This window comes from Paracoccus sp. Arc7-R13 (assembly GCF_004010775.1).
Taxonomy (GTDB): Bacteria; Pseudomonadota; Alphaproteobacteria; order Rhodobacterales; family Rhodobacteraceae; genus Paracoccus; species Paracoccus marcusii.
Genome location: NZ_CP034810.1, coordinates 1,631,355 through 1,655,750 on the forward strand (window position 1 = coordinate 1,631,355; position 24,396 = coordinate 1,655,750).

Annotated in this window: 18 protein-coding genes, 4 pseudogenes and 1 riboswitch; of the genes and pseudogenes, 11 read left to right on the top strand and 11 right to left on the bottom strand. The window is 61.9% G+C overall.

Annotation, left to right across the window (positions count from 1 at the left end; translation table 11 throughout):
* Position 1 precedes the first annotated feature (1 nt).
* The 6 genes and pseudogenes from EOJ32_RS08100 to EOJ32_RS20395 all read left to right on the top strand — a co-directional run.
* Positions 2 to 2,398, top strand: a complete 2,397-nt coding sequence (locus tag EOJ32_RS08100; RefSeq protein WP_127898204.1) for a 1-deoxy-D-xylulose-5-phosphate synthase N-terminal domain-containing protein — start codon at positions 2 to 4, stop codon at positions 2,396 to 2,398.
* 732 nt (positions 2,399 to 3,130) lie between these two features.
* A riboswitch (TPP riboswitch) is annotated at positions 3,131 to 3,250 on the top strand.
* 80 nt (positions 3,251 to 3,330) lie between these two features.
* Positions 3,331 to 5,081: pseudogene (thiC, locus tag EOJ32_RS08110) on the top strand (phosphomethylpyrimidine synthase ThiC).
* A gap of 101 nt (positions 5,082 to 5,182) precedes the next feature.
* The gene (locus tag EOJ32_RS08115; protein ID WP_127898206.1) at positions 5,183 to 5,563 is read left to right on the top strand and encodes a hypothetical protein; all 381 of its coding nucleotides are present in this window, start codon (positions 5,183 to 5,185) and stop codon (positions 5,561 to 5,563) included.
* Positions 5,538 to 6,489: pseudogene (locus tag EOJ32_RS20390) on the top strand (IS3 family transposase); the annotation flags it as partial. The gene EOJ32_RS08115 and the pseudogene EOJ32_RS20390, both read left to right, overlap by 26 nt.
* Before the next feature lie 289 nt (positions 6,490 to 6,778).
* Positions 6,779 to 6,952: pseudogene (locus tag EOJ32_RS08135) on the top strand (transposase); the annotation flags it as partial.
* A pseudogene (locus EOJ32_RS20395) lies at positions 6,941 to 7,084 on the top strand (DUF6441 family protein); the annotation flags it as partial. The pseudogenes EOJ32_RS08135 and EOJ32_RS20395, both read left to right, overlap by 12 nt.
* A gap of 39 nt (positions 7,085 to 7,123) precedes the next feature.
* Here the strand turns inward: EOJ32_RS20395 and EOJ32_RS08140 are convergent.
* Positions 7,124 to 8,128, bottom strand: a complete 1,005-nt coding sequence (locus EOJ32_RS08140; RefSeq protein WP_127898210.1) for a zinc-dependent alcohol dehydrogenase family protein — start codon at positions 8,126 to 8,128, stop codon at positions 7,124 to 7,126.
* A 225-nt stretch (positions 8,129 to 8,353) separates the two neighbouring features.
* Here EOJ32_RS08140 and EOJ32_RS20400 point away from each other — a divergent pair, with 225 nt between their 5' ends.
* Positions 8,354 to 9,439, top strand: coding sequence for a phage tail tube protein (locus EOJ32_RS20400; RefSeq protein WP_240542376.1), 1,086 nt, complete (start codon positions 8,354 to 8,356; stop codon positions 9,437 to 9,439).
* Between the two features lie 40 nt (positions 9,440 to 9,479).
* On the opposite strand, the gene EOJ32_RS08155 is transcribed toward EOJ32_RS20400, so the two are convergent.
* Positions 9,480 to 9,644 carry a YHS domain-containing protein gene (locus EOJ32_RS08155; protein WP_240542377.1) on the bottom strand — a complete coding sequence of 55 codons (165 nt, stop codon included), beginning with the start codon at positions 9,642 to 9,644 and terminating at the stop codon, positions 9,480 to 9,482.
* 333 nt (positions 9,645 to 9,977) lie between these two features.
* Between EOJ32_RS08155 and EOJ32_RS20675 the strand changes: the two genes are divergently transcribed.
* On the top strand, positions 9,978 to 10,277 hold the full coding sequence (locus EOJ32_RS20675; protein WP_371706133.1) for a hypothetical protein: 300 nt from the start codon (positions 9,978 to 9,980) through the stop codon (positions 10,275 to 10,277).
* Here EOJ32_RS20675 and EOJ32_RS08165 read toward each other — a convergent pair.
* From EOJ32_RS08165 to EOJ32_RS08180, 4 genes are all read right to left on the bottom strand, one after another.
* Complete coding sequence (locus EOJ32_RS08165; RefSeq protein ID WP_205963140.1) at positions 10,170 to 11,186, bottom strand: DUF4105 domain-containing protein; 1,017 nt, start codon at positions 11,184 to 11,186, stop codon at positions 10,170 to 10,172. The two genes, EOJ32_RS20675 and EOJ32_RS08165, sit on opposite strands and share 108 nt — an antisense overlap.
* Positions 11,179 to 12,324: an alpha/beta hydrolase gene (locus EOJ32_RS08170; RefSeq protein WP_127898211.1), complete on the bottom strand. Its 1,146-nt coding sequence runs from the start codon at positions 12,322 to 12,324 to the stop codon at positions 11,179 to 11,181. Before EOJ32_RS08170 ends, EOJ32_RS08165 begins: the two co-directional genes overlap by 8 nt.
* A gap of 195 nt (positions 12,325 to 12,519) precedes the next feature.
* A complete protein-coding gene (locus EOJ32_RS08175) occupies positions 12,520 to 15,585 on the bottom strand; it encodes an efflux RND transporter permease subunit (protein WP_127898212.1) in 3,066 nt (1,021 codons plus the stop codon).
* On the bottom strand, positions 15,582 to 16,682 hold the full coding sequence (locus tag EOJ32_RS08180) for an efflux RND transporter periplasmic adaptor subunit (RefSeq protein WP_164871408.1): 1,101 nt from the start codon (positions 16,680 to 16,682) through the stop codon (positions 15,582 to 15,584). The genes EOJ32_RS08175 and EOJ32_RS08180 overlap by 4 nt, the downstream gene beginning before the upstream one ends.
* A 670-nt stretch (positions 16,683 to 17,352) precedes the next feature.
* Between EOJ32_RS08180 and EOJ32_RS08185 the strand changes: the two genes are divergently transcribed.
* On the top strand, positions 17,353 to 17,910 hold the full coding sequence (locus EOJ32_RS08185) for a TetR/AcrR family transcriptional regulator (protein ID WP_164871409.1): 558 nt from the start codon (positions 17,353 to 17,355) through the stop codon (positions 17,908 to 17,910).
* Between the two features lie 35 nt (positions 17,911 to 17,945).
* Here EOJ32_RS08185 and EOJ32_RS08190 read toward each other — a convergent pair.
* The 3 genes from EOJ32_RS08190 to EOJ32_RS08200 all read right to left on the bottom strand — a co-directional run bounded on the left by EOJ32_RS08190 (position 17,946) and on the right by EOJ32_RS08200 (position 21,226).
* Positions 17,946 to 18,904, bottom strand: a protein-coding gene (locus tag EOJ32_RS08190) for an IS630 family transposase (RefSeq protein WP_127898215.1) whose coding sequence is annotated in 2 segments (ribosomal slippage) — positions 17,946 to 18,560 and positions 18,563 to 18,904 — 957 coding nt in all. Because the reading frame shifts where the segments join, the coding sequence is not laid out codon by codon here.
* Between the two features lie 255 nt (positions 18,905 to 19,159).
* The gene (locus EOJ32_RS08195; RefSeq protein WP_127898216.1) at positions 19,160 to 20,092 is read right to left on the bottom strand and encodes an NAD(P)/FAD-dependent oxidoreductase; all 933 of its coding nucleotides are present in this window, start codon (positions 20,090 to 20,092) and stop codon (positions 19,160 to 19,162) included.
* Positions 20,093 to 20,770: 678 nt separating this feature from the next.
* Positions 20,771 to 21,226 carry an Rrf2 family transcriptional regulator gene (locus tag EOJ32_RS08200; RefSeq protein WP_240542378.1) on the bottom strand — a complete coding sequence of 152 codons (456 nt, stop codon included), beginning with the start codon at positions 21,224 to 21,226 and terminating at the stop codon, positions 20,771 to 20,773.
* 48 nt (positions 21,227 to 21,274) lie between these two features.
* Here EOJ32_RS08200 and hmpA point away from each other — a divergent pair, with 48 nt between their 5' ends.
* Positions 21,275 to 22,465, top strand: a complete 1,191-nt coding sequence (gene hmpA / locus EOJ32_RS08205) for an NO-inducible flavohemoprotein (protein WP_127898217.1) — start codon at positions 21,275 to 21,277, stop codon at positions 22,463 to 22,465.
* Between the two features lie 32 nt (positions 22,466 to 22,497).
* On the top strand, positions 22,498 to 22,776 hold the full coding sequence (locus EOJ32_RS08210) for a DUF6522 family protein (RefSeq protein ID WP_127898218.1): 279 nt from the start codon (positions 22,498 to 22,500) through the stop codon (positions 22,774 to 22,776).
* Positions 22,777 to 23,040: 264 nt separating this feature from the next.
* Here the strand turns inward: EOJ32_RS08210 and EOJ32_RS08215 are convergent, their stop codons facing one another.
* Together EOJ32_RS08215 and EOJ32_RS08220 are read right to left on the bottom strand one after the other, a co-directional pair.
* Positions 23,041 to 23,907 (bottom strand): YsnF/AvaK domain-containing protein, encoded by an 867-nt coding sequence (locus EOJ32_RS08215; protein WP_127898219.1) that lies wholly within the window; start codon positions 23,905 to 23,907, stop codon positions 23,041 to 23,043.
* Positions 23,897 to 24,334, bottom strand: coding sequence for a YsnF/AvaK domain-containing protein (locus tag EOJ32_RS08220; protein ID WP_127898220.1), 438 nt, complete (start codon positions 24,332 to 24,334; stop codon positions 23,897 to 23,899). Before EOJ32_RS08220 ends, EOJ32_RS08215 begins: the two co-directional genes overlap by 11 nt.
* Positions 24,335 to 24,396 lie beyond the last annotated feature (62 nt).

A 24,396-nucleotide genomic window follows, 5' to 3' on the forward strand; every position in this document is an offset into this window, starting at 1 on the left:
GATGATTATCGAAGCCGGACATCTGAAGACCGTCGAGCAACAGCTGCTGTGGCTGTCACACTGGATGGTCCATCATGCCAACCATATCCGGCCCAAGGTGGATGGCATAAAGACCGGCGGGCACCAGGCGTCGTCCGCGTCGATGGTGTCGATCATGACGGCGCTCTACTTCTCGGCCTTGCGCCCCGAGGATCGGGTGGCCGTGAAACCGCATGCTTCGCCGGTCTTCCATGCCATGCAGTATCTGATGGGCCGGCAGACCCGCGCGCGGATGGAAGCGTTCCGCGGCTTGGGCGGCGTGCAAAGCTATCCTAGCAGGACCAAGGACACCGACGATGTGGATTTCTCGACCGGCTCGGTCGGTCTGGGCGTGGCGATCACCAGCTTTGCGTCGCTGGTGCAGGATTTCGTGGCGGCCAAGCCGTGGGCTGCGGGCCTGCCAATGGGTCGGATGGTGGCGCTTGCCGGCGATGCCGAACTGGACGAGGGCAACATCTACGAGGCCCTGCAGGAGGGTTGGAAGAACGATCTGCGCAATTGCTGGTGGATCATCGACTATAACCGTCAGTCGCTGGACGGGATCGTGCGCGAGGGTCTGTTCGGCCGCGTCGAGAAGATCTTCGAGGCCTTTGGCTGGAATGTGATCCGCATCAAGTACGGCGTGTTGCAGCGCGTGGCCTTTGATGAACCGGGCGGCCATTGCTTGCGCGAATGGATTGATGCCTGTCCGAATGCCCAGTATTCGGCGCTGACCTATCAAGGCGGCGCGGTTTGGCGCAAACGGCTGATGGATGATCTGGGCGATCAGGGCGAGGTGTCCGCGCTGATCGAACGCCGCTCGGACCCAGAGCTTGCAGCGTTGATGGAGAACTTGGGCGGCAACTGCGTGGAAACCATGGCGCAGACCTTTGCGGGAGTGACACATGACCGCCCAACCTGTTTTATCGCCTATACGATTAAGGGTTGGTGCACGCCCATTGCCGGGCACAAGGACAACCATGGCGGCCTGATGACCAAGGCGCAGATGGAGGAATGGCGGCGGCACATGGGCGTGGCGGAAGGGCACGAATGGGACCCCTTTGCGGGCGTGGTGGACAGGGAAGCGTTTCAGGACTTCCTGTCGCGCGTGCCCTTCTTTGCCGGCGGGACGCGGCGACACGGCGATGCGCGGCTGGCGATACCAGACCTTTCGCCCGTGGCGGATCGGGAGATCTCCACACAGGCAGCCTTTGGCAAGATCCTCGACCAGTTGGCCAAGGGGGATAGCGCCTTGGCCGAACGGATCATCACCACCTCGCCCGATGTGACCGGAACCACATCGCTGGGTCCTTGGGTCAACCGCCGCAAGCTGTTCTCACGGCAGGCGCGAGCCGATGCGTTCATCGAACACCGTATCCCCTCGACCGCAAGATGGGAGTTTGCGCCCGAGGGCCAGCATCTTGAACTGGGCATTGCCGAGATGAACCTGTTCCTGCTGCTGGGCGCCGCCGGCCTGTCGCACAGCCTGTTCGGCAAGCGGCTGATCCCCATCGGAACGCTATACGACCCCTTCGTTCATCGGGGGCTGGATGCGCTGAACTATGCCTGCTACCAGGATGCGCGCTTCATCGTCGTCGGGACGCCCTCGGGCGTGACCCTGGCGCCGGAAGGGGGCGCGCACCAGTCCATCGGCACGCCGTTGACCGGAATGGCGCAGGATGGGCTCGCCAGCTTCGAGCCGGCCTTCGCCGACGAGCTTGCCGTCATCATGGAATGGGCCTTCGACTATCTACAGCGCGACGGTGACGGCGCTTTCGATGAACGCACCTGGCTTCGCGACGAAACAGGTGGATCGGTTTATCTGCGCCTGACCACCAAGCCTTTGGAACAGCCCGGAACCCGCGTCGATCAGGCCTTCCGCCAGGGTGCAATCGACGGCGCCTACTGGCTGCGCAAACCAGGCCCCAACTGCGAGATCGTGATCGCCTATCAAGGCGCCGTGGCCGACCAAGCGATCGCGGCGGCAGGGCTGATCGGCACCACGCGCCGCGACATCGGCGTGCTGGCGGTTACTTCGGCCGACCGCTTGAACGCCGGGTGGATCGCGGCACAGCGCGAACGCGCACGCGGGAACAGCCAAGCCATCAGCCATGTCGAGAGATTGTTGGGCGATCTGCCGCGCCAATGCCGCTTAATCACAGTCATTGACGGGCATCCCGCTACGCTGGCCTGGCTGGGTTCGGTCGCAGGCCATGCTACCATTCCACACGGTGTCGAGCATTTCGGACAGACCGGCACCATCGGCGATCTTTATCGGCATTTTGAGATAGACCGCGACGCTCTCGTCGCCTCGGCCAACGGACTGACGTCTGGGCCGCGCATCCACGGCGCCCGTACTCATGATGGGTGCGGACGCTGAGGATCAAGAGCTTAGCGACGGGGGTCGCGTCGGTCTGGAAATCGTGCATTCCCTTGAACCACTTCAAGTCGGCAAACGTGACTTTGACAGACATCGGTATGGCCCTCCCTACGCAAAACGACATGACCTTCCGTCTTGTCGCAGCGGGTTCTATCCTGAAAAGAACGAACAGGTACGGCTGGCCATTTTCTGAATCGCGTCGGCTAATAAGAACCGACCGGGATCGCCAACGAACGATTGAGTTTATACAGATTGGTTGCTCCGGTTTTATCAAGAGCGATTTCGACCTTTGTCCAGAACGTCGAGGCCTGGTCGGCTGCAATACATTCCTTGGTTCTGCCGCCAGCAAAGGTAAGGGACACCTCCGCCTCGGCGGCTGTCAGCATGAAGAAGTGGCACAAACGCTGTGTGACCGGCAGGCAAGGTTTCCCCGTCGTGTCGATCCGTCGAGGTGCTGAGTGTCGTCGTGCGGATCTGTTCCGCATTGCAACGCGCGGCGCCAGTTCTGCGGCTCGCCACTTTGAAATCTTTCGTAGGAGCGCCTGATAGGGGATAGGTCAGCGTACAATCAGGCTCTCCGAATATGAACGCCAGGACGCCGCCAAGCGGCAGCTATGCCGACCAAGCAGCCGGTTAACCCAAGTGGTAAATGAGGTTTGAATCTTGAACGATTTCGATCCTTGGAGCGTCGTTGAGGTCAATTGACAAGAGAGGCACCCTTTCGCATTCTTACGTCCTCACCAGGGGTGTCCCGACAAGGGGCTGAGATACGGCTGGGCCGCAAGGCAGCGCTGTGACCCTACGAACCTGATCCAGTTCATACTGGCGTAGGGACGGTGCGGATGCCTTTCCGGTCGCATGCGACCAGTGGGGCATTCTATTCCCTCCCGTCGGTGCTGGGTCTTCAATGCTGCGACGCGAGGAGCCTCGACATGACATCTAAAGAAACCCCGACGGTTACCACCGGACCACTGCCCGCCTCTGTCAAGGTGTTCAGGCCGGGCGTGCTGCACCCCGACATCCGTGTGCCCATGCGCGAGATCGCCTTGCATCCAAGCGCGGGCGAGCCGCCGGTGACGGTCTATGACTCCTCAGGTCCCTATACCGATCCGGCCGCCGAAATCGCGATCGAACGCGGCCTTCCGCGCCTGTGAAGCCCGAGGACAACGGTTTTGCCTCAGGCGACCGGCTAACACCCGAGTTTCCCATCCGCCACCGCCCCTTGCGGGCGCGGAACGGGAAAGCGGTCACCCAGCTTGCCTATGCGCGCGCGGGCATCGTCACGCCCGAGATGGAATTCATCGCGATCCGCGAGAATTTGGGCCGCACGGCGATCCGCGAAAGGATAGTACGCGACGGCGAAAGCCTCGGCGCCGCCATCCCTGATTTCGTCACCCCCGAATTCGTCCGCGACGAAGTGGCGCGCGGGCGGGCGGTCATTCCGTCCAACATCAACCATCCCGAAGCCGAACCGATGATCATCGGTCGCAATTTTCTGGTCAAGATCAACGCCAATATCGGCAACTCCGCTGTGACCTCCTCGATGGCCGAAGAGGTCGAGAAGATGGTCTGGGCGACCCGCTGGGGCGCGGATACGGTGATGGACCTGTCCACGGGCCGCAACATCCACAACATCCGCGAATGGATCATCCGCAATTCGCCTGTGCCCATCGGCACCGTGCCGCTCTACCAGGCGTTGGAAAAGGTCGGCGGCATCGCCGAAGACCTGACATGGGAGATCTTCCGCGACACGCTGATCGAGCAGGCCGAGCAGGGGGTGGACTACTTCACCATCCATGCGGGGGTGCGTCTGCACATGATCCCGCTTACGGTGGATCGCGTCACGGGGATTGTCAGCCGGGGAGGCTCAATCATGGCAAAATGGTGCCTGCATCACCACCGCGAGAGCTTCCTCTACGAGCGCTTCGAGGAGATCTGCGACATCATGCGCGCCTATGACGTCAGCTTCAGCCTTGGCGACGGGCTTCGCCCCGGCTCCATTGCGGACGCAAACGATACAGCGCAATTCGCCGAACTGGAGACCTTGGGCGAGCTTACCAGGATCGCTTGGGCCAAGGACTGCCAGGTCATCATCGAAGGCCCCGGCCATGTGCCGATGCACAAGATCAAGGAGAACATGGACAAGCAGCTTGCCGTCTGCGGCGAGGCGCCGTTCTACACCCTCGGGCCGCTGACGACCGACATCGCGCCGGGCTATGATCACATCACCTCGGGCATCGGCGCGGCGATGATCGGCTGGTTCGGCACAGCGATGCTCTGCTATGTCACGCCCAAAGAGCATCTGGGTCTGCCCGACCGGGATGACGTAAAGACAGGCGTCATCACCTATAAGATCGCTGCCCATGCCGCCGACCTGGCCAAGGGGCAATTGGCGGCAAAGCTTCGCGACGACGCCCTGTCTCGCGCTCGGTTCGAGTTTCGGTGGGAGGACCAGTTCAATCTGTCACTGGACCCTGAGACGGCGCGCGCCTTCCACGACGAAACCCTGCCGAAAGAGGCGCATAAGGTCGCACATTTCTGTTCGATGTGTGGGCCGAAATTCTGTTCGATGCGAATTTCCCACGACATCCGTGCCGAGGCGCAGAAAGAGGGCATGGCCGCCATGGCGCAGAAATACCGCGAGGGCGGCGACCTATACATGCGAGTGGTTGAGGAAACCTGAGCCGACATGACCCTCATGCGGTTTCGCATGTGTGCGGGACCGCATGGCTCATTTGATAATGCATTCATCATAGGCCCAAACTCGCTAACGGCGACTTGGAGATGAACGCCCGTGTCAGCCGTCATCTGGGCGCCGCGCGTCAGAACCTTCTCGACACGCTCGATCGCCAGGCCATGCAGCCGCTGCCTCCGGAGCGTTTCGTCCATGCCGACTGGCGCCGCGCCACGGTTAGTGCCGTCTATCATGTCCGACTGGAAGGCCACCATTACTCGGTGCCACACGACCTGATCCGCCAGCAGCTCTGGGCACGGATGACGGCGGGCACCGTCGAGATCTTCCGCGCCGGCAAGCGTGTGGCCTGCCACAGGCGCACTTCCCCCGGCGACACCGGCGTGAGCTGCTGCCGGTTTCGTGGACACGAAGATAAGATCGTGACCAAGGAACTGGAGAGTGGATATGACGAAACGAAAGTTCAGCCGTGAGCTCAAGTCAGCGGCCGTGAAGCTGGTAACCGATCGGGGCGTAGCGGTGTCGCAGGCCGCACGCGACCTCGACCTATCCGAGAGTGTGCTGCGCCGCTGGATGAGGGAGCTGAGTGCAGCCCCGGCTGCTGCCTTTCCCGGAAACGTACAAATGCGTGCCGACCTAGCGGAGATCGCAGCCCTGAAGAAAGAGGTCGTCCGGCTCCGGGCGGAGCGCGACATCCTCAAGAAGGCGACGGCTTTTTTCGCGCGCGAGGCGACATGAGATTCGCCTGCATTGCCAAGCACCGGCACATTTGGCCAGTCTAAGTTGGCTCTACGAGGCGCTGGAGGTTTCGCGCTCCGGCTTCCACGCCTGGCTCAACCGCCCGACCAGCACCCGCGAGATCCATGATGCCAAGTTGGTCATGGCGATCGAGACGAGCTTCAAAGCCAGTGATCGAACCTATGGCGCGCGGCGCGTGTGGCACGATGTTCTGGAAGAAGGACTGGCCTGCGGCTTGCACAGGACCCTGCGACTGATGCGCTGCAACGCCTTCTGGGCTCGGCCTCGGCGCACAGGCTAGTCCAAGGACGATGGTGAACGCTCAATCATTGCCGACATCGAGCCGGTGAACGCCACTGGTTCGAGTGAACCGGCGAGGCCTGGACCGGGATTTCCAGGCAGATCGGCCAAACCAAAAGTGGCTGGCCGATTTCACATACATCTGGACTGCCGAGGGCTGGCTGTATGTCGCGCCTCGCCATGGTCACTCGGACCAGTGGCGTTCCTACGGCTCGATTCTGGACCTGTTTTCCCGCCGCGCGGTCGGTTGGTCCATGAAGGCAGATCGCGATGCGTCACTGGTCATGGATGCTCTGATGATGCGGTCTGGCGCCGAAGAAAAGCTGACGCTCTCCTTCATCATTCTGACCAGGGATCCCAAGACCGACCCCAAGCCTAGTCGCCGGAAAAGCGTTACCGCAATGACTGCTGCGGCTAGCAGCACGACCACGGCTGCGAAGTCGGGCGCACCATACGCGGCGGTGTCATGTACTGCATCCACAACCTGACTGCCCATCTGCTTCTCCTATCGAGGCTTGTCCATCTTATGATGTAAATCCGTTCAGAGGCGAGCCCCAGTGCAGTACAGCGCCAGCATGTCTTACTTAGGCTCCAGACCCATTGATTTCAGGCGTTTGGCATGATTCAGGCTCCGCAGGGAGACCTTATCGATGAGCAATCTTTACTTGCTGAGCGATGCCCAGATGGAATGCCTGAAGCCGTTCTTTCCCAAGAGTCATGGCAAGCCCCGCGTCGATGATCGCCGCGTTCTCAGCGGCATAATCTTCATCAACCGCAATGGGTTGCGGTGGTGTGATGTGCCGAAGGAATACGGGCCCGCCCGCGCGCCGATCTTTCTGCTGGTGCCACAGGTCAGGCTGCCGAAGCGTCTGGACCTCGCGCGGGATGCTGAGCGGGGGCGCGATGCGGTGCCGGGGCTGATCGTGGCGAACTGGGGGGACGGACGGAGGGAGTGATATCCGTGAAGCGGGACGCAGTTGCCGTCGACTGAAGGGTTACGTCAATACCACGACCTTGCCGAACGGCTGCCCGCTTTCCAGATATGCGTGGGCATCGGCAATCTCATCGAGCGTGAAGCTGCGATCGATCCGGGGGGCGATGATTCCTGCCGCAATACCGTCGGAAAGGAAGCCTTGCGCCCGGGACAGCGCGGCGGGGTCATCCGTGACTTTGGTGTAATAATAGCCGCGCAGGGACAGGTTCTTGCGCAGCGCCAGCTTCAGCGGGAATGGGGTCGGCTCATTGCTGAGCGCGCCGTGAATGACGATGGTGCCGCGCGGGCGCATGGCCTCGGCAATATCGGCGACCTGCGGCCCGCCAACCGCGTCGAATGCCGCGTCGATCCCATCCTGGGCCGCCGCCTCTAGTCCCTGAGCCAGATCCTCGCTCTCCATGGCGATCACCGCATCGGCCCCTGCCTCGAGGATGGGCCGGCGCAGGTTCTCGGTTAGCACGGTGCAGATCGGGATCGCCCCAGCCATGCGGGCAATCTGGATCGCGGCCAGCCCCACGGTGCTGTTCGCCGCCGTGATCAGCACCCGTTGCCCTTCACGCAGGCGGCAGACCTCGATCAATGCGCCATAGGGTGTTCCATAGGACATCCACAGCGCGGCGGTCTGAACATCATTCAGGCCTTCCGGGGCCGGCAGAACCCGCGTGGCGGGGACATTGACCCAGTCTCCACAGGTGCCATGCGCCCCAAGCGGCGCACCCGGCACGACACTGACCCGCTGACCGACCTGAAACCCTTGGACTCCGGCGCCAAGCGCCGTGACCCGCCCCACAGCCTCGAAGCCGAGGCGAGACGGGAGCACCGGCTTCTCGATATAGGTGTTCCGGCGAAACATGACATCCGCCCGGTTCAACCCGATGGCGTGCACCTGAATGCCGACCTCGTCAGGAGCCGGAGGCTCTGCCGGAAGCTGGTCGATGCGCAACACCTCTGGCCCGCCGATCTCATGAACTCGCACGACACGATTACCGTCTTTCCCAATATCCATGGCTCTCCCTCTGCCGCCGTTGTTCCAGCAGTCTAACTGCTGTTGTGGGCTATGTGAGCGAGGAAAAGCACGTGCCAGGCAGTTGAGCGGCGGCAATGTCGCTCCTTATCTGAAGCATCTCACGCTCCCTATACCAGCCTGGATCGAATGACGGCTCTGGGCTCGAACCTACATTGAGCTTGGGAATACCCAATGCCCTCCACTCGTTAAACCATCCTCGCCGCGTTGCACACGCGGCTGTCGGCGCTGCCCGCCACCGCGCAGCGCGGTGAGGTACTGCCGGAACGTGTGCTAGCAGCCGGGCTGCTGATCCTGCGTGACGGCGAGCCGGAAGTGACGCTGTCGCCGCTCACCTATCACTACCAGCACCGCGCCGAGATCAAGGCCGTGGTGCAGGGCGCGATCCGGGACGCTGCGTTTGACACGCTCTGCGCCAGCATTGGCACGGCGCTCGCCGCCGACCGCCCGCTCGGCGGTCTCTGCGACTGGGTGGAAGCGGAAGCCCCGCAGCCGGTTAATCTGCCGGTGGACGGCGCGGCCAGCTTGGCGATCGAGACCGCCATGCCCGAGGTGCCGCGCTATGCGATCTATTCCGGCGTGGTGCTGGACCAGCTCAGCTGGCAAATGCAGCGTTCGGGCTTGCTCACCGCCACCGCGCGGCTGGTCGCTCAGGGCGAGACGGTGGCAACGACCAGCGGCGCGGGAACACCGTCGGAACTGGACCTGATCCGCTTCGGGCATTTCAACGGCGCGATCAAAAGGAACGGCACGGCGCTCGGCAACGTAATCTCGACCGAGATCACCTACGCCAACAATCTCGACCGCATCGAGACCGTCCGCGCCGACGGCATGATCGACGGCGCCGATCCCTCGATTGCCGCGCTGACCGGCCGGACGGAGGTGCGTTTCGCCGATACGACGCTGGTGACGCAGGAGATCAACGGCACGCCCTGCGAGCTGGAGTTCTCCTGGACGCTCGTCTCGGGCGAAGGCCTGACCGTCACCGTCCATACCGTCTATCTGCCGCGCCCGGGCATCGAGATCGGCGGCCCACAGGGCATCCAGGCCAGCTTCGACTGGCAGGCCGCCCGCGACGCCACGCTCGGTCGGATGTGCATCCCGGCAACGAGACGCAGACGTCGGACCCGTTCATCGCCGCCAGGATGGGCGCGGCCAGCACCCCCGCCTATCGCGGCACGGCCTATGCGGTTTTCGAGGAACTGCCGCTCTCGACCTACGGCAACCGCCTGCCGCAGCTGTCCTTCGAGGTCTTCCGGCCGCTCGCCGATCCCGACACCGCCGAGGGACTGACGCAGGCCGTCACCCTGATCCCCGCCTCGGGCGAGTTCCCCTACTGGACGTCGGGCGGGGCAGCCTTCTTCTGTCCGGCGGCACGCCCCGAGGCGTAGAACCACGGATCCGCCTTGAACTTCGTCCGGCATTTCTCCGAACAGAAATGGAAGGTCTCGCCTTGGAACTCGGCGTGACGTCCGTCCGGCTTGACAGCGTCCGTCATCCCGCACACCGGGTCCTTCGCCGTTTCGGTCCCCGCCGGAATTTCGGGCGCCGCGTGATGATGATCGTGGTCTATGGTCTGCCAGCCTTTCGATGTCTTGTTTTAACTTGCACTTTCCAGAGACTGGAAGCTCAAGCCCTTTTAAAGCGTTTCTGCAAAAACCGGAATCATGGGATTGAACGAACCCGCTGACGCGGGAGGGCGTCGCTCTTGGCGGGAATGGCCTCCTGATGAGAAGGTTTGGTTGCTGAGACCAACCTTTGATCAGGAGACCATCCCATGGCTGATGCCACATCAGCGGTTAGCCCGCTGCGTCGCCGTATGATCGACGACATGACGCTTCGCAACCTGTCGCCGGCCACACAACGATCCTATCTTCATGCCGTTGCAAAGTTCAGTCGGCATTGCCACCGCTCACCGCAAACTTCCGCTCTTTCCCTCGGGCGTACGAAATCCGGGGATGACACCCTCTATGTTTTGCGAAGGAAAGAAAAGTCGAGGATAACGGCGGAAGCAAGGCGACGGTCAGCGCCGGGGGGGATCCTCGGCACGGATGGCAATGGAATAGGGAATGGCGGGGTCGGCCTGCTGTGCTTTGGCGCTGATACGGGCGTCAGTCCTGACCTCCTCTAGCGGCAGCCCGGCGCCGGTCACCCTATGGTCATGCAGGTAATCTGGCAGATAGCCGGATAGAAGGATGCGCCAGTCCATCGGGATGCCCGGCTCGACCACCCGGGCCAGTTGAAAGATGATCGTGGTGCAGTTGGCGGTAATCGTATGATAGAAGGCGGGCTGCGCGGCCAGCTGGTTCGCCTTGTCCAGATAGGTCAGGAACAGCGCCCGGCGTTGCGACGCTGTCAGGTCCAACGGGTACAGGGCGACATCCTCGCGGCGCATGGTGGTCCGCAGCCGAAGGATGTCCGCTTCGTCGGCGGCAATCATCACCAGTTCGAATTTCTTGAAGAAGCCGCCGATCTCGGAAAAGGATTCGTGCCGCTCTCGCCGGATCTCGGCTGAAAAGGTCAGGAAGGCGCCGTCAGAAAAGCCGAAGCTGATCAGCGTATGGGCGATGGCTGGATTGCCCCATGTCGATGTTGCTAGATCGACTGAGGACAACGCGCCGATATCATAGCGGCGCGTTTCCCAGTGCGGGGTAAAATGCTGTTCGCTGCGCCACTCGAAATTGCGGACATTCTCCAGAATGGCGGTCTGCCCCTCGATCCGCGCGGTCACGCCATGGGCGACATCTGGCGCCCAGTCCCGATCGCCCGAGGGCCGGATCGTCAGCCACCATCCCAAAGCCACGGCGACGAGGGGCAGCAGCACCGCCCGGCTCGCGCCGCGTCGCCCGGCGGCCCGAAGCGCCAGAATGGCAAGGGCCGTCACGCCGACGGCAAGGATCCAGAACCAGCGCGCGAATCCATCCAGCTGATACCTCAGGGCCAGCCCCACCAGGGCTGCGGCGATCAGCACGACAAGCGTGAAGGCAGCCCCGGCAAGCCACCGTCGTCCACGCCGGGTCTGCGGGATGGTCCTACTCACCCGCCAAAGCCTCGCCCACGATCGAGAATGGGCTGGAAAGGGTGGCGCCGACCGTGTTGAATACAAAGGCCCCTGTGCGGCGAAGACTAGGGCCAGGGCCGTCTCCTCCCTCCCGCCCCCGATTGGCGTAGAAGGAGGCCAGCCTGACGTACCGGTCATGGTTCAGGCCGTCCGAAGCCTCGAGGCTGGAGATGTCGATGATCGCCAAGCGAGCCTCTCGCGCGGCCTGCTGCACGGCCGGGTCGGTGATGTCCAGCGCGCCGACGCGCATGCGGGTGCGGCTCAGCCGGTTGCTGACGCGCAGGGCTTGGTCATCGGGCGAGACCAGCACTGCCATCGGCTGCGTCATCGGGCCGAGGACCTGCATCTGCGCGCGGAACACATCGACGTCGATATCGGGCGCCGCAAGCACGACGGTCAGGCGGTCAAGGATGTCATTTTGCCCCGACAGGCGCAGCTGGCGCAACGCCTCGACCGTCAGCCAGCCGCCCATCGAGTGGGCAAAGACGGTGATCGTGCCGATGCGCTGGTCCCGCGCCAGCGCCGCCAGCAGATCGGCCAGCGCATCGCGCGAATAGGTAACGGATTCCTTGTCGGCCACATAGCCCGCAATGGCAGCCTGAGAAGGCCAGGCGAACAGGATCGGAGTGTTGTCCAGATCGGCATCGACCGTCATTTGGGTCAGCCGGTACAGCGCCTCGGGAAAGTTGTAGTTATAGCCGTGCACGAAGATGAGCACGTCCTTTCTGCTGTCTTGCGATGCGGCGACCTTTTGCAGGAAGCCCTGCCGGGTCAGGATGCTTTGCCCGACCGTGGCAAAGCTGGTCTGCGGGTCGATCTCTTCGTCCGGCCATTCGATCACGCCTGGCTGATGGTTGGGCGGCACCGAGATATCGAAGGACGAGTAGTTCGGCTGGCTGGCACGCCCCGAGGTGAAGACATTAGCGTTCTCAGCCGCCCGCTCACGGGTCGTGGCGGCATAGATGGTGACGGTCTGCGCGCCGGGAACGCGCGCCTCGATCGTTCGCAGAACCTCAGGACCGGGTCTGGCAGCGCACCCGCCAAGGAACAGGGTGATGGCCATAATCAAAAGGCAGGATGCCCTGTTCGCGTGCAAGCACCCTTGAGCGTTGGTCATTCCAGTTCTCCCATTATCCATTGTTCCAGCCGCCGCTGGCTGTCTATCAAACACGTCCCGCAGGCCGTTACCGCTGATCTGCACCCGATTTGCGGGACGCGCATTGCTGCCGGAGTCTGCTAGCGCCACGAAGCCTCTCAGCAGGTGCTGTCATGGGTGACCTGAAGGCAGCCCCATTCGCCGCAAGGCCGCGCATCATCCGCTTGCCCCGACCGGATTAGCACTCCCGCCTTCCTCCATTTTTCTTTCCTTGCTAAACAACACGTAATAGAGGACCGGCGCGGCGATCAGGGTCAGGATAGTTGCGAAGGCCAGACCGCCCATGATGGTCACCGACATCGAGGCAAAGAATGGATCCCACAACAGCGGAGCCATCCCCAGGATTGTGGTGACCGCCGCCAGCACGACCGGGCGCAGCCTTGATGTCGATGCTTCAATGATCGCCTTTCGGAAGGGCATGCCCTCTGCCCGAACCAGATCGATCTCCTCGACCAATACGATGCCGTTCTTCAGCAACATCCCCGACAGTGACAGCAGCCCCAGAAGCGCGGTGAAGGAGAATGGCAGGCCGGTGATGAGAAGACCGATCACCACTCCGTTGACGGCCATGGGCACCAGAAGCCACACGATCAGCGGCTGGCGCAGCTTGCCAAACAAAAGGATCGAGATCAGCACCATGATCAGAAGTGAAGCCGGCAATTGCTGGCCCAGACTGCGTTGCGCGTCGGTGCTGTTTTCATATTCCCCTCCCCATTCGAGGACATAACTATCGGGCATGGTGATTGCCTCGACCGGGGCGCGGATGGTAGAAAAGACATCGGATGCATTGCCCCCTGTGGGGATCCCCGCCTCGACCGTGATCGTCGGAACCCGGTCGCGGCGCTGGATAAGGGTGTCGCGGGGCTCCCATCCAACGCGTTCGATCAGCTGCTCCATGCTGACGTAATCCTCGGCAGCCTCGGAATAGACGATCTGCTGGGCGAGATCGGGATTGGCGCCGCTGCCGCGCAGGCGGATCGGGATCTGCCTGTCGGCTTCCTGATAGATCGCGACGGGCAGGCCCTCGGTCGCCATCAGCGCGGCATCTGACAGATCGGCGCGCGAAATCCCGGCCGTCTGCGCGCGCTGCGTGGCATATTCTGGGATCAGCACGGGCTCGTATTCGCGCCAGTCAGTCCGGATATCAATCAATCCCGCATCCTGCCGGGTCAGCGTGGTGCTGACCAGATCGGCCAGCGCGCGCAGAACCTTTGGATCGGGCCCCGAAATCCGCGCCTGAATGGGCGCGCCGCCGCCGGGACCAAAGGCCAGACGTTCGGTCCGGAACTCGCCCTCAAGCAGCGTTTCGCGACCAAATTCGTTCAGATCCTCCAACAGCCGCGGGATCGTTTCGGTCGTGGCGGTACGGATGATCAGATGGCCATAGCTGGGCAGCGCCTCTTCTGGGGAATAGGTCAGCATGAAGCGCGTCGCCCCCGAGCCTACGAAGGTCGCGACCGACGTCACCTCGTCGCGCTGCAGCAACCATTCCTCGGCCTTGCGCATGTCGTCCGACACGCTGTGGATGTCGCTGCCCTGCGGCAGTTTGTAATGCGCATAAAAGACCGGCGTGCTGCTGTCGGGAAAGAACTGCTGGGGCACCGAGGCAAAGCCGCGAAAGCACAGCACGGTGATGACGATCATCGCCGCCAGAAACAGCCAGCGCGCCCTCAGCGCCCCACCCAGTACCGTGCGATAGGCCCGAAAGACTGGGCCATTGTAATCGCCACCCTCACCGTCGCCCTTGCCGCGCTTGAAGACGTAATGGGCCAGAAGCGGCGTGACGGTGAGCGCCAGTACCCAGGACAGCAGCAGCGAGATCCCCACCACCGCGAACAGCGAGAACATGAACTCGCCCGTCGCATCCGGCGACAGGCCGATGCCGGCAAAGGCCATGATGCCGATCACCGTCGCGCCCAGCAGCGGCAGCTGGACCCGCTTCGCGCCATCCTCGGCGGCGTCGCGGGACGAGCTGCCCGAGGCCATCTTGATCTGCATCGATTCGGCCAAGACAATCGAATTGTCGACCAGCATCCCCATCGCAATGATCAGCGCGCCAAGCGAGATCCGCTCCATTTCTATCCCGCCAAGCGACATGAAGAAGAACGTTCCGATCACGTTCAGAAACAGCGTCGATCCGATGACGACCGCCGACCGCCATCCCATAAAGAGCGCCAGCACCACCACCACCAGCGCCACCGACATCGCCAAATTGACCAGAAATGCGGACGAGGATTCGTCCACGACCAGATGTTGCTGATAAATGGGGTGGAGCTGCACGCCATGGGGCAGCTCCCGCAACAGTTCGGCTATCTTGGCATCGACGCGCATGCCGATATCGACGATGTTCTGCGACGACACACCCGCTATGCCAAGCGTGAACGCCTCTTGCCCGTCAAAGCGGATGATTTCGCGCGGGGTGGGAACGCGACCGCGTTCGACCGTGGCGATGTCGGTCATCTGAAATACCGAGGTTCCCACGTTCACGGTCAGCTCGCGCAGCGCATCGACGCTGTTGGTGCCGCGCGGCACGTCGATCCCGAAGCGGTTGCCGTCCGCCGCCAAAGACCCCGAGGGTGACACGGCTGCCGCCGCGCTGATCTGGTCGATCAAAGCGCCGGGCGGGACACCCAGATTGGATGCGATGGCCATGTCTGGCATGACATAGACCGCCTCTTCCGGCAAACCGGCGATGGCCACATTCGACACGCCCTCGACCGTTAGGATCTCGCGCCGCAGATAGGTCGAGATCTCGTGGATCTCGGCATCCGAAAACCCGGGCGCGGTCACCGCCATGAAGATCCCGAACACATCGCCGAAATCGTCGTTTACGACCGGCAGGTTCGCGCCTTCGGGCAATTGGGCACCGGCATCGGCCACGCGGTTGCGCAGCTCGTCCCAGACCTGCGGCAGCTCGGCCCCACTGACCGTAGACAGGATTTCGACATCGATGCGCGATGAGCCGGGCTTGTTCGACGAGGTCACCGTGTCCAGCGAGGCCATCTGCTGGATCGCGGATTCTAGGGGCTCGCTGACCTCGCGGGCGACCTGTTCCGCCGAGGCCCCGGGATAGGAGGTGATCACCACCGCCTGCTTGATGGTAAAGCTCGGGTCCTCCAGCCGGCCTACGGTCGCATACCCCCACAGGCCGCCCAGAAGGCAGCCGAGAATCAAAAGCCAAGTCAGAAGCGGCGCGTCGATCGCCTTACGTGCTAGGTTCATTGCGACGCCTCGGGCGTAGGACCATTGTCGTTGGACAGACCAGTAAAGCGGCCTACCCGCGTCCCGTCAGCCAGCATCGCCGCGCCCGAGGCGACGATGGTCACGCCCGGCTCGGGACCGTCCAGCATGTAAAACCTGGTGCCCCCGGCGGGTTCGATCGTGACGCTGCGACTGGCCAGCGTGCCGCGATCGGGGTCGGCGTCATCGGGGCGATAAACCAGCACCTGAGGGCGGCCATCGGGCGCATAGCGCAGCGCACTGGCCGGCAGCGTCACGACGCTGTCCGAGCCCGGGCGCTGGACGGTGACCTGAACCGTGGCCGAGGCCCCCGGCAACAGATTTTCGGGCTGATCCTCGCCGAACGCGAAGGCTACGCGATAGGTCTGGCCCGCTTCGGCAGCCTCGGCGGTCAGCTCGCGGTATTCCAATGGATAAAGAGGGCCGTCGACGACCATCTGCGCGCTGGCCTGAAACTCCAGCTGGCCGCCGAACTGGCGGAACAGGATTTCCGGCACCTGAATGTGAACCTGGATTTCGCTCATGTCATGTGCTCGAACGACGGGTTCGCCCGCCGCAACTGTCGCATATTGATCCGCCAGTCGCTGCGAGATGAGCGCGTCGAAGGGAGCTTGCATCGTGGCATAGTTCAGGCTGTCCAATGCATCCTCATAGGCCACCTGTGCCACGTCACGTGTGCTCTGGGCATTCTCGATTTCAGCTAGGGCTACGACGCCCGCCCCCAATTCACTGAGACGTGCCAACTGCCGTTCGGCCTGATTAAGCTGTACCTGCGCCTCATTCACGGCGCGTTCGAAGGGACCGCGATCAAGTCGTCCCAGAAGAGTGCCCGCTTCGACAAACTGGCCTTGTCGGATAGGCAGTTCCTCAATCTGGCCGCCCGCCCGAAAGGACAGATCAACGGTCGATCTGGCCGCGATTCGCCCGAAAAACCGCCGCTCGACGAAGTCGGCGGCCTCTTCCAGGACCATCAATTTGGCCGGGCGCAGGCTTTCGCCCGGATCGCCCACCTGTGCGAATGCTGGAGACAAAGACGCCAGAAGCGTCAGGGAAATGACCGCAGAGATATTGAATTTCATAAAAGTAGCCTTCGTGCATGGATCGTCGCCAGATGGCATGGCCGGTTTTGAACGGAAAATGTCACAGGAGCCTGCCCAGCTATGTGCCTAGTCAAGCGCAGCGTCTGGTGTTCGGAAAAAGTCGAAGCAGCGGGACGCAGTCGCGATATGTGGACCCAATCAAGGTGCTGCCAGGAAGACTCAACCTTTCCAATGCTCAGAGTTTCAGCTGTTTTTCCGGGGGCAACGCGACTCCTGCACAGATGAAGAGCCCTTGAACCAAAAGACGCCCCGTTGCTGGAACAGTCGAGAAATCTGCGCAGATGAAATCCCACAGGTGCAAACCGCACGTAGGTTGCATATAGAGCTTCGAATGCAAGCTCGGTTTATCCCATCAAGAGTTAGTGGCACCAAGGCATTAACAAAACGGTTTAACAGCTTTACGAGGCCCGCCCAACGGAGCTGTTGCTTCGATCTTGTCAGCCCGCTCCAGCGCCGCAAAGGCAAAAGAACGCGAAAATCCCTAGTTTTAAGCCGCTATCAGTCGGTGTTTCATTCTAGTCGTATCCTCGTTACTATCAGGAGCGCGGTGAAGATACGGCGCGTAACACAAGAATTGAGCACTGCATAGATGCACAGTGATTCCATCTCCGGGAAATCCGGCTACCATCACGGAAATTTGAGGGTGGCGTTGATCGAAGCGACCGATGGCATCATCCGCGACCGCGGGATCGAGGGCCTCTCGCTGCGCGAGGCTGCACGGCGTGCAGGTGTATCAATCGGTGCACCCGCGCACCACTTCGGTTCCACCTCGGGGCTGCTGACAGAGGTGGCTCTGCTAGGCTATGATAGCCTTGGCGCGTCGCTGAACGCGGTCATACCGACTGATGACCCTATTGCCGATCTGCGGCAAATGGCGATTGCTTATGTCAGCTTCGCGCTGGCCCATGCTGGGCGGTTCCGGCTGATGTTCCGACCTGATCTCGTCGATCGCGACAACCCCCGCTATGTGGCGGCTGCCACCCGTGCGTTGTCAGGTTTTGCAGCCGCGATCACGCGTCAAAAAGGCGCTGTGGAAGACAATATGGCCGAGATTTTCGTGGTTTGGTCGTCGATCCATGGCATGGCGAACTTGGTCGTAGACGGAAAAGCACAGTATCTATTTGCGGGCGCAACGCCGGAGCAATTTGTAGAAACGATCATGCCGAAGCTTTTGGCTGAAACCTGGCCGTTTGGCATGGCCCATTAACTGAGATGGTTCGTATTGCTTAAAGCGTTTCTGTATTAACCTGATACATACCCTGCCGCGTGGAAGTAGTTCCAGCACTCCTGGGGTGAGAACATGCTGCAGATGTCACCAAGGGCTTTGAACAGGTCATCGAAGGTTCGTGCGCCCATTTTGCGGAGATGCGCCTTCAGCTTCGAGAAAGCCTGCTCGATGGGGTTCAGGTCGGGTGAATAGGGCGGCAGATACAGGAACCAACACTTGGCGTCACGGATGGCTTCGGCGGCCTCGACGTTGCGATGAGTGGCCAGGTTGTCGAGGATGACGACCGTGCCGGGCGTCAGTTCCGGGGTCAGGACATCGCGGACATAGGTCGCAAAGGCGGAGCCATCCATCGCGCCTTTGATCACCCAGGGCGCAATGAGCCCCTCCGACGTGAGGCCTGCGATGAAGGTCTGTGTGCCCCAGCCACCGAAAGGCGCGTCCATCCGCAACCGCTGGCCGCGGCAGGCGCGCCCTCGCAGTCGGGTCAGGTTCGTCTTCACGGAGGTTTCGTCAATGAACACCAGCCGTTCGGGCTGGCGACGCATAAAGGGAATGCGCCGCTCCTGCCACTCGTGCCGGGCTTGTTTTACACGGGCGCGGTGCTGTTCGGAGGCCACCAACGATTTTTTTTATAGGTGAAACCAAGCCGCTTGAGCAGAGCCGCAATCGAGGAGTGATGAACCTTCACGCCCTCGGCCATGGCCAGCGCATCGCGCAATTCATAGAGCGTGATATCCGGATCCTGGGCGACCAGCTCTTCAAAAAAGGCCTGATGCGGCGCAAGCTTTCCGCGCCCGCGTGGCCGCCCCTGCGGCGCGGGCACTGCATCCCCGTGCTGCCGAATTGCCCGGGCCCAACGAGACCCCGTCGCAGGCGAGAGCATCAATCGCGCCGCGGCAGCTCGCCCACTCAAACCCTCTTCGAGACAAGCCTTGAACCGCGCACGCAGCGCATTCGGTAAAGGTGCTGACATGATCCATCCTCCTAGAAAGGATGAATCACAAGCAGACCCCTATGAAAATCCCATGATTCCGGGTTTTGCAGAAACGCTCTAGTGATGATCGTGAGCGCCTTCCCCGACCGGATTGCGCGCGAGGAAGATCCCGACGAAAAGGAACACCAGCGCCATGCCGATCGTACCCAAGACGACGATCATGGGGTCGGACTGCCACCTTCACGATGTGGCGCTGGACCTGGTCGAGGCCGCCGTGGCCGACGGGCTGCTCGACTAGTCGAGCGTCTGCCCGTCCTGGTCGCGCAGATCGTTGTGGATCGCCACCGCGGCGCGCGAGCCGGTGCCCATCGCCGTGCCGATCTGGTCCAGCCCATCGACCGCGTCGCCGGCGGCATAGACCCCGTCCAGGCTGGCGCGCTGGTGGGGATCGGTCGCATAGCACTGGCCGCCGACCAGATCGGTCCCTAGCATCCGCCCCAGGTCGTTGCGGGTGTGCGACCCTAGTGCGGCATACAGCGTCTCCATCACCTCGGTCTGGCCGTCGGCCAGCGTCAGCACCACCCGGTCGCCCGAGAAGTCAAACCTCGAGACGGGTGCCGCGACGACGCTGATCCCGGCCGCGTCGGCCTGCGCCTGGGCGTCGGGGTCCAGCCCCTCGCCGGTCAGCGAGATCATCACGATGTCCGGGCTGTAGGTGCGCAGGAACAGCGCCTCGGCCAAAGCGTGTCGGTCGCCGCCCAGCACGCCGATGCGCTTGCCGGTCTGTTCGAACGCGTCGCAGATCGGGCAATAGCGCAGCAGGCCGCGGTCGACGGCGTCGGCGTGCACGTCCTCGGGGACCGGCGGGCTGTGGTTGACCATCCCGGTCGCCAGCAGGACGGTGCGGGCGGTGATCGGGCCTGCGTCGGTCTGGGCGGTGAAGAGCCGGCCGTCGCGCCGCAGCCCGGTGACTTCCCCTCGGCGCAGATCGGCCCCGTAGCGGCGCGCCTGGTCGGCCATGTTCTCTAGCAGGTCGGCGCCGACCACGCCCTGCGGATAGCCCGCGTGGTTGTGCGAGCGCGGGATCATCTTCAGCCGCCCCTCGCCCTTGTCGACCAGCACCACCTTGCGGTGGAAGCGGCCCAGATAGATGGCCGCGGTCAGGCCGGCCGGACCGCCCCCGACGATCAGGCAGTCAATCGGTCCGGCGGCGGGGGCGTCTGACATCGGGTCTCCTTCTGCGCGGGTGGGGCGCGACGGGGCGGGGCAGGGGGGTTCAGCGCAGCCGCAACGCGCCGTCGATGCGAATCGTTTCACCGTTCAGATAGGCGTTCTCGACAATGAAGGCGGCCACCGGTGTCGATAAAGCAGTGGCTCTTGAATACGAGTTTCCTGTCCCCGATCTCAAATAGAAAAAGCAGAGAAGGTTGGATTTGAGACCCATCCCCTCCGCCAAATGCCCTGAACGAACTTGTCTTTAAGTCCGGCTTCAGCCGGATTTTTTCATTATATTCAGGGGTTATGCGACGGGAGGTCTTCACCGGTCCTGGCGCAGGTAGGCTTCATTTTGCTCTCTAGCGACCGCGGTTCTCCGAAGCTGATGACTGCGTCGGAGCGGTGGTTAGCTTGCAATAATCTGATAACATGAGACTTTTTCGATTTTACTGTGGCGTTGGGAATAAGGGCCTTCAAGAGGTGAAGGATCTCTGGTCGAACCGCATCCGCTCAGTACGTCTCCGAGAGATGGCGGAGCGACCCCACTGAAAGGGATGATCGAAGCCTGCACCGGCGCACCCCGCGGAAATGCACGCTGCCTAGGTGTTTGATCCCACAGTTTGATGGTGCGATCCTTTCCCAGGAATGGAAGGAAGCATTATGGGCCAGCGCCTCAAAAGTGCGGCACTATTAATGGTCATCTACCGCGAACAAATGCTGAAACGCGCCGGGCATCCGAGCCACATCCAATAGGCGGCATGTGTCCAGAACACCCATGAACGCTTCTCTCGCTTGCGAGATGACGGCAGGCAATCCACAGCCTTGGGAAATGCGGCATGTGCTGCAATTCACCAGGGGGTCGCCGCCTTCGGTGTGTCGTACGACTTGGCCGATGGTGATCTCGATGGCCGGCCGCGCTAGCTGCAGCCCACCCTGTCTGCCTCGCGTGGTCTGGATAAATCCCGCGCTCCCGAGGTCCTGCACGATTTTCATCAGGTGGTTCTGGGAAATGTCATGGGCCTCGGCGATCTGGCGGATCGATACCAACCTACCGTCGCTCGCTGCGAGATAGATCAACGCACGAAGGGCATAGTCGGTGTAGCGGCTCAATTTCATGAAACGTAAATACAGGTATTTTCTTCGCATGTATAGAGCTGTATAGATGCATATGAAAAGCATGTTTAGGAGAATCACATGGCCCGCTCGCTATCCTTGCAGACCATCACGGTGGTAAAAGCCACCGTTCCCGCGCTGGAGCAATACGGCCCATTGATCACCGAGACAATGTACCGGCGGCTGTTCGAAAACGACCGTATCGCCGCCCTGTTCAACCAGGCAAACCAGCAGAAAGGCACGCAACGGCTTGCCTTGGCGCATGCTGTTCTGGCCTATGCCCGCAACATCGAAAATTTGGAGGTTCTGGGCGCGGCGGTCGAACGGATTGCCCAGAAGCATATCGGCTACGCGATCCTGCCCGAGCATTATCCCTTCGTTGGCCAAGCCCTTTTAGGCGCCATTGAGGAGGTTTTGGGCGACGCCGCCACGCCCGACATCCTGGCGGCCTGGGGCGAGGCCTATTGGTTCCTGGCCGATCTGCTGATCGCGCGCGAAGCCGCTATCCGTGCCGAAATCGAGGCACAGCGCGGCGGCTGGACCGACTGGCGCCGCTTCACGGTCGCAGAGCGGCATGTCGAGGCCGACGGCATCGTATCATTCGTGCTGCGCCCCGAGGATGGCGGTCCTGTCGTTGCCCACCGACCAGGCCAATATCTGACGCTGCGCTTTGACGCGGCCGGACTGCCCGGGGTCAAGCGCAACTATTCGATCTCCAGCATGCCGAGCGACGAGAGCTATCGCATTACCGTCAAGCGCGAGGCAGAGGGAGAAGCGTCTCGCTTCCTGCATGACCATGCGTTGGTGGGGACGATCCTGGAAACGACGCCGCCCGCCGGCGACTTCCACCTGTCAGACAATCCGCCGCGGCCGGTTGTCCTTCTGTCGGGTGGGGTTGGTCTGACGCCCATGGTCAGCATGCTGGAAGTCCTGGCCCGGCGGCATCGGGACGTCCCGGTCCATTATGTTCACGGAACAAGCAGTCCTGCACACCACGCACTATCCCGGCAGGTGCAGGACGCTGCGACGCGCCACGGAAATATTGTCGTCAGTACTTTTTACGAGAGCGGCGCAGACGTCCCGGCCCATCCCGGTCGGATCAGCATGGATTGGTTGCGGACCAGCGTCCCGCTGACCGATGCCGACATCTACTTGTGCGGCCCGCGTCCGTTTCTCCGCTACTTCGTTGCGGGCCTGAGGGAGGCGGGTGTTCCTGCCGATCGGATCCACTACGAGTTCTTCGGTCCCGCGGATGAGCAGCTCGCGGCCTGATGGGTCGCAAGACCGGCACGGGGAGATCTACCTTGGAAATCGAGTTGAGAGGTGACCAGCCTATTGCTGATGCCGCGCTGATCGCCCCGCTGATGGATCTGGACGTGATCGGCTTCCAGGTTCTAATGCAGTCAGGCTGCATCAGAACCGGAGTCGAGCGCGGCACCGGGGCCGATGCAGGCAAGCTTCGTCTGACGTTTCAGTCACCAGACTGGCGCGTCAGACTGACTTGCTCCGGGGATGGCACAGTCTTGACAACGACACGGCTGAGATTGGCGCGGGATGGTGCGCACGCAGCACTAGCCGAATAAAACCCGATTTCAATATCCTATCTGTGGCGCGTGATAATCAGGAAGGCGTTGAGCGTGAGGAAACTCGCGACTTTACGCGGTCTCTGCCGCAATCAGCCCTGCGGCCTAAGAATACTCGTAACGCTCCGCAGAATAGCCGGACCCCTCGGAGAACGCGCAACAGTGTTGCAGGCATATGGCTCGTTTCGAGAACAGCAAAATCGTAAATTTCGGGGCACATCCCGTAAGGATGCGCCCCGAATTAGTTTGCGAATATCTCTGAGCTCAGCGGGTCGTGCGGGGGGTGTCGGACCGTTCGTCGTCGATCTCGACTTCCGTGTGACGTACGCTGTCGGTCACCGTTTCCTGGCGCGTATCGCTGGTTTTGCGCAGGCTAACTTCCTCGACAACGCGCGCCTCTTTTGAGACGACCGCCTCCTCGACAAACTCTTCGGCTTCGACTGTCCGGTCCTGGAACGCGGTGTCGACATCGGTGACGGCCCGATCAACCGGGCGGCGCTCCAACTCAACGCGATCCTCGCGCAAGTTTACCGTTTCGCTAACCGGTTCCTCGACGGTATACGCCCGAACGCGCACGCGCCCATGGCTGGTGTCTCGCTTGCCAACACGCAGTTGCTCTTCGACGATCGGAATGCTCTCGTCACCCGTCTTAGAGGAAGTGTCAGCATAGCTTCCGTCCGCCCCGACGGCTGACCCGACGGTCCTGGCTCCGGTCACATGGGGGCTGACTTCATAGCCACCCCAGCCTTCCGATCGCCAGCTTTCTTCGCGCTCGGCCAGGTCCACGGTGCCTTCGTCATCCAGAATGTCGAGAACCTGGTCATAGTGAGCGGCCGTCAGGCCAGTCACGGTAACGAGAACCCCACCGCGCGACAGCCCCTCGGCATAGGTGTAGCGGTCTTCGTCGGGAAAGAAGAAATCGCCAAGGCTATCCCAGAATCCCTTATCGTCGGTCGTCGAGGCTCGTTGCTCCGTGGATTGGGCAGCACCCTCGACTGTTCGGATTTGCGTACGCGATATCCCGAGCGTCTCGAGCCGCGATACGGCATTCTGGGCATCGGCGTTCGTATCGAACATGGCGGAGACGGACATGCTTCCGTTGGAAGTACCGGCTTCATTGTCATAGGTCATCGTGAGTTTCCTCTTCGCTGATGATTTGACCCTCAGTCTGAGGGCCGAGATGGTCAATCACGGCACGCTGGCGCCGGATAGTGACCGGAATGTTGGAAGTTTCCCGACGTTCGTTGCGGCGAACATGGATTTCTTCCCGCAAGACAAGCTGCCGCGTGATGACGATGCGCTCTTCGACCACGGGAATGACCGTCAGGTCCCCTTCAGTCACGATATCCGGGACGACGTCGATGTCCCGCTCGATTGGGACCCGGACCACATCTATTTCGACGTCGGAAAAATCGACAGGAACAAGGCTGTCCACCGTCTCGGTGACTGTCGAGACCCTGACCTTGTCTGTCACCCTCTTCCGCTTCGTGACCGTCAGTCGCTCTTCCATAAGCGGGACGGTCTGCTTGTCTAGGTTCTGGTTCTGGTCAGACGTCATCACATCCCTCCGTGATGCTCGACAACCTTACCGTCCACGGTTCGTTCCGGTTTCCGGTGGGC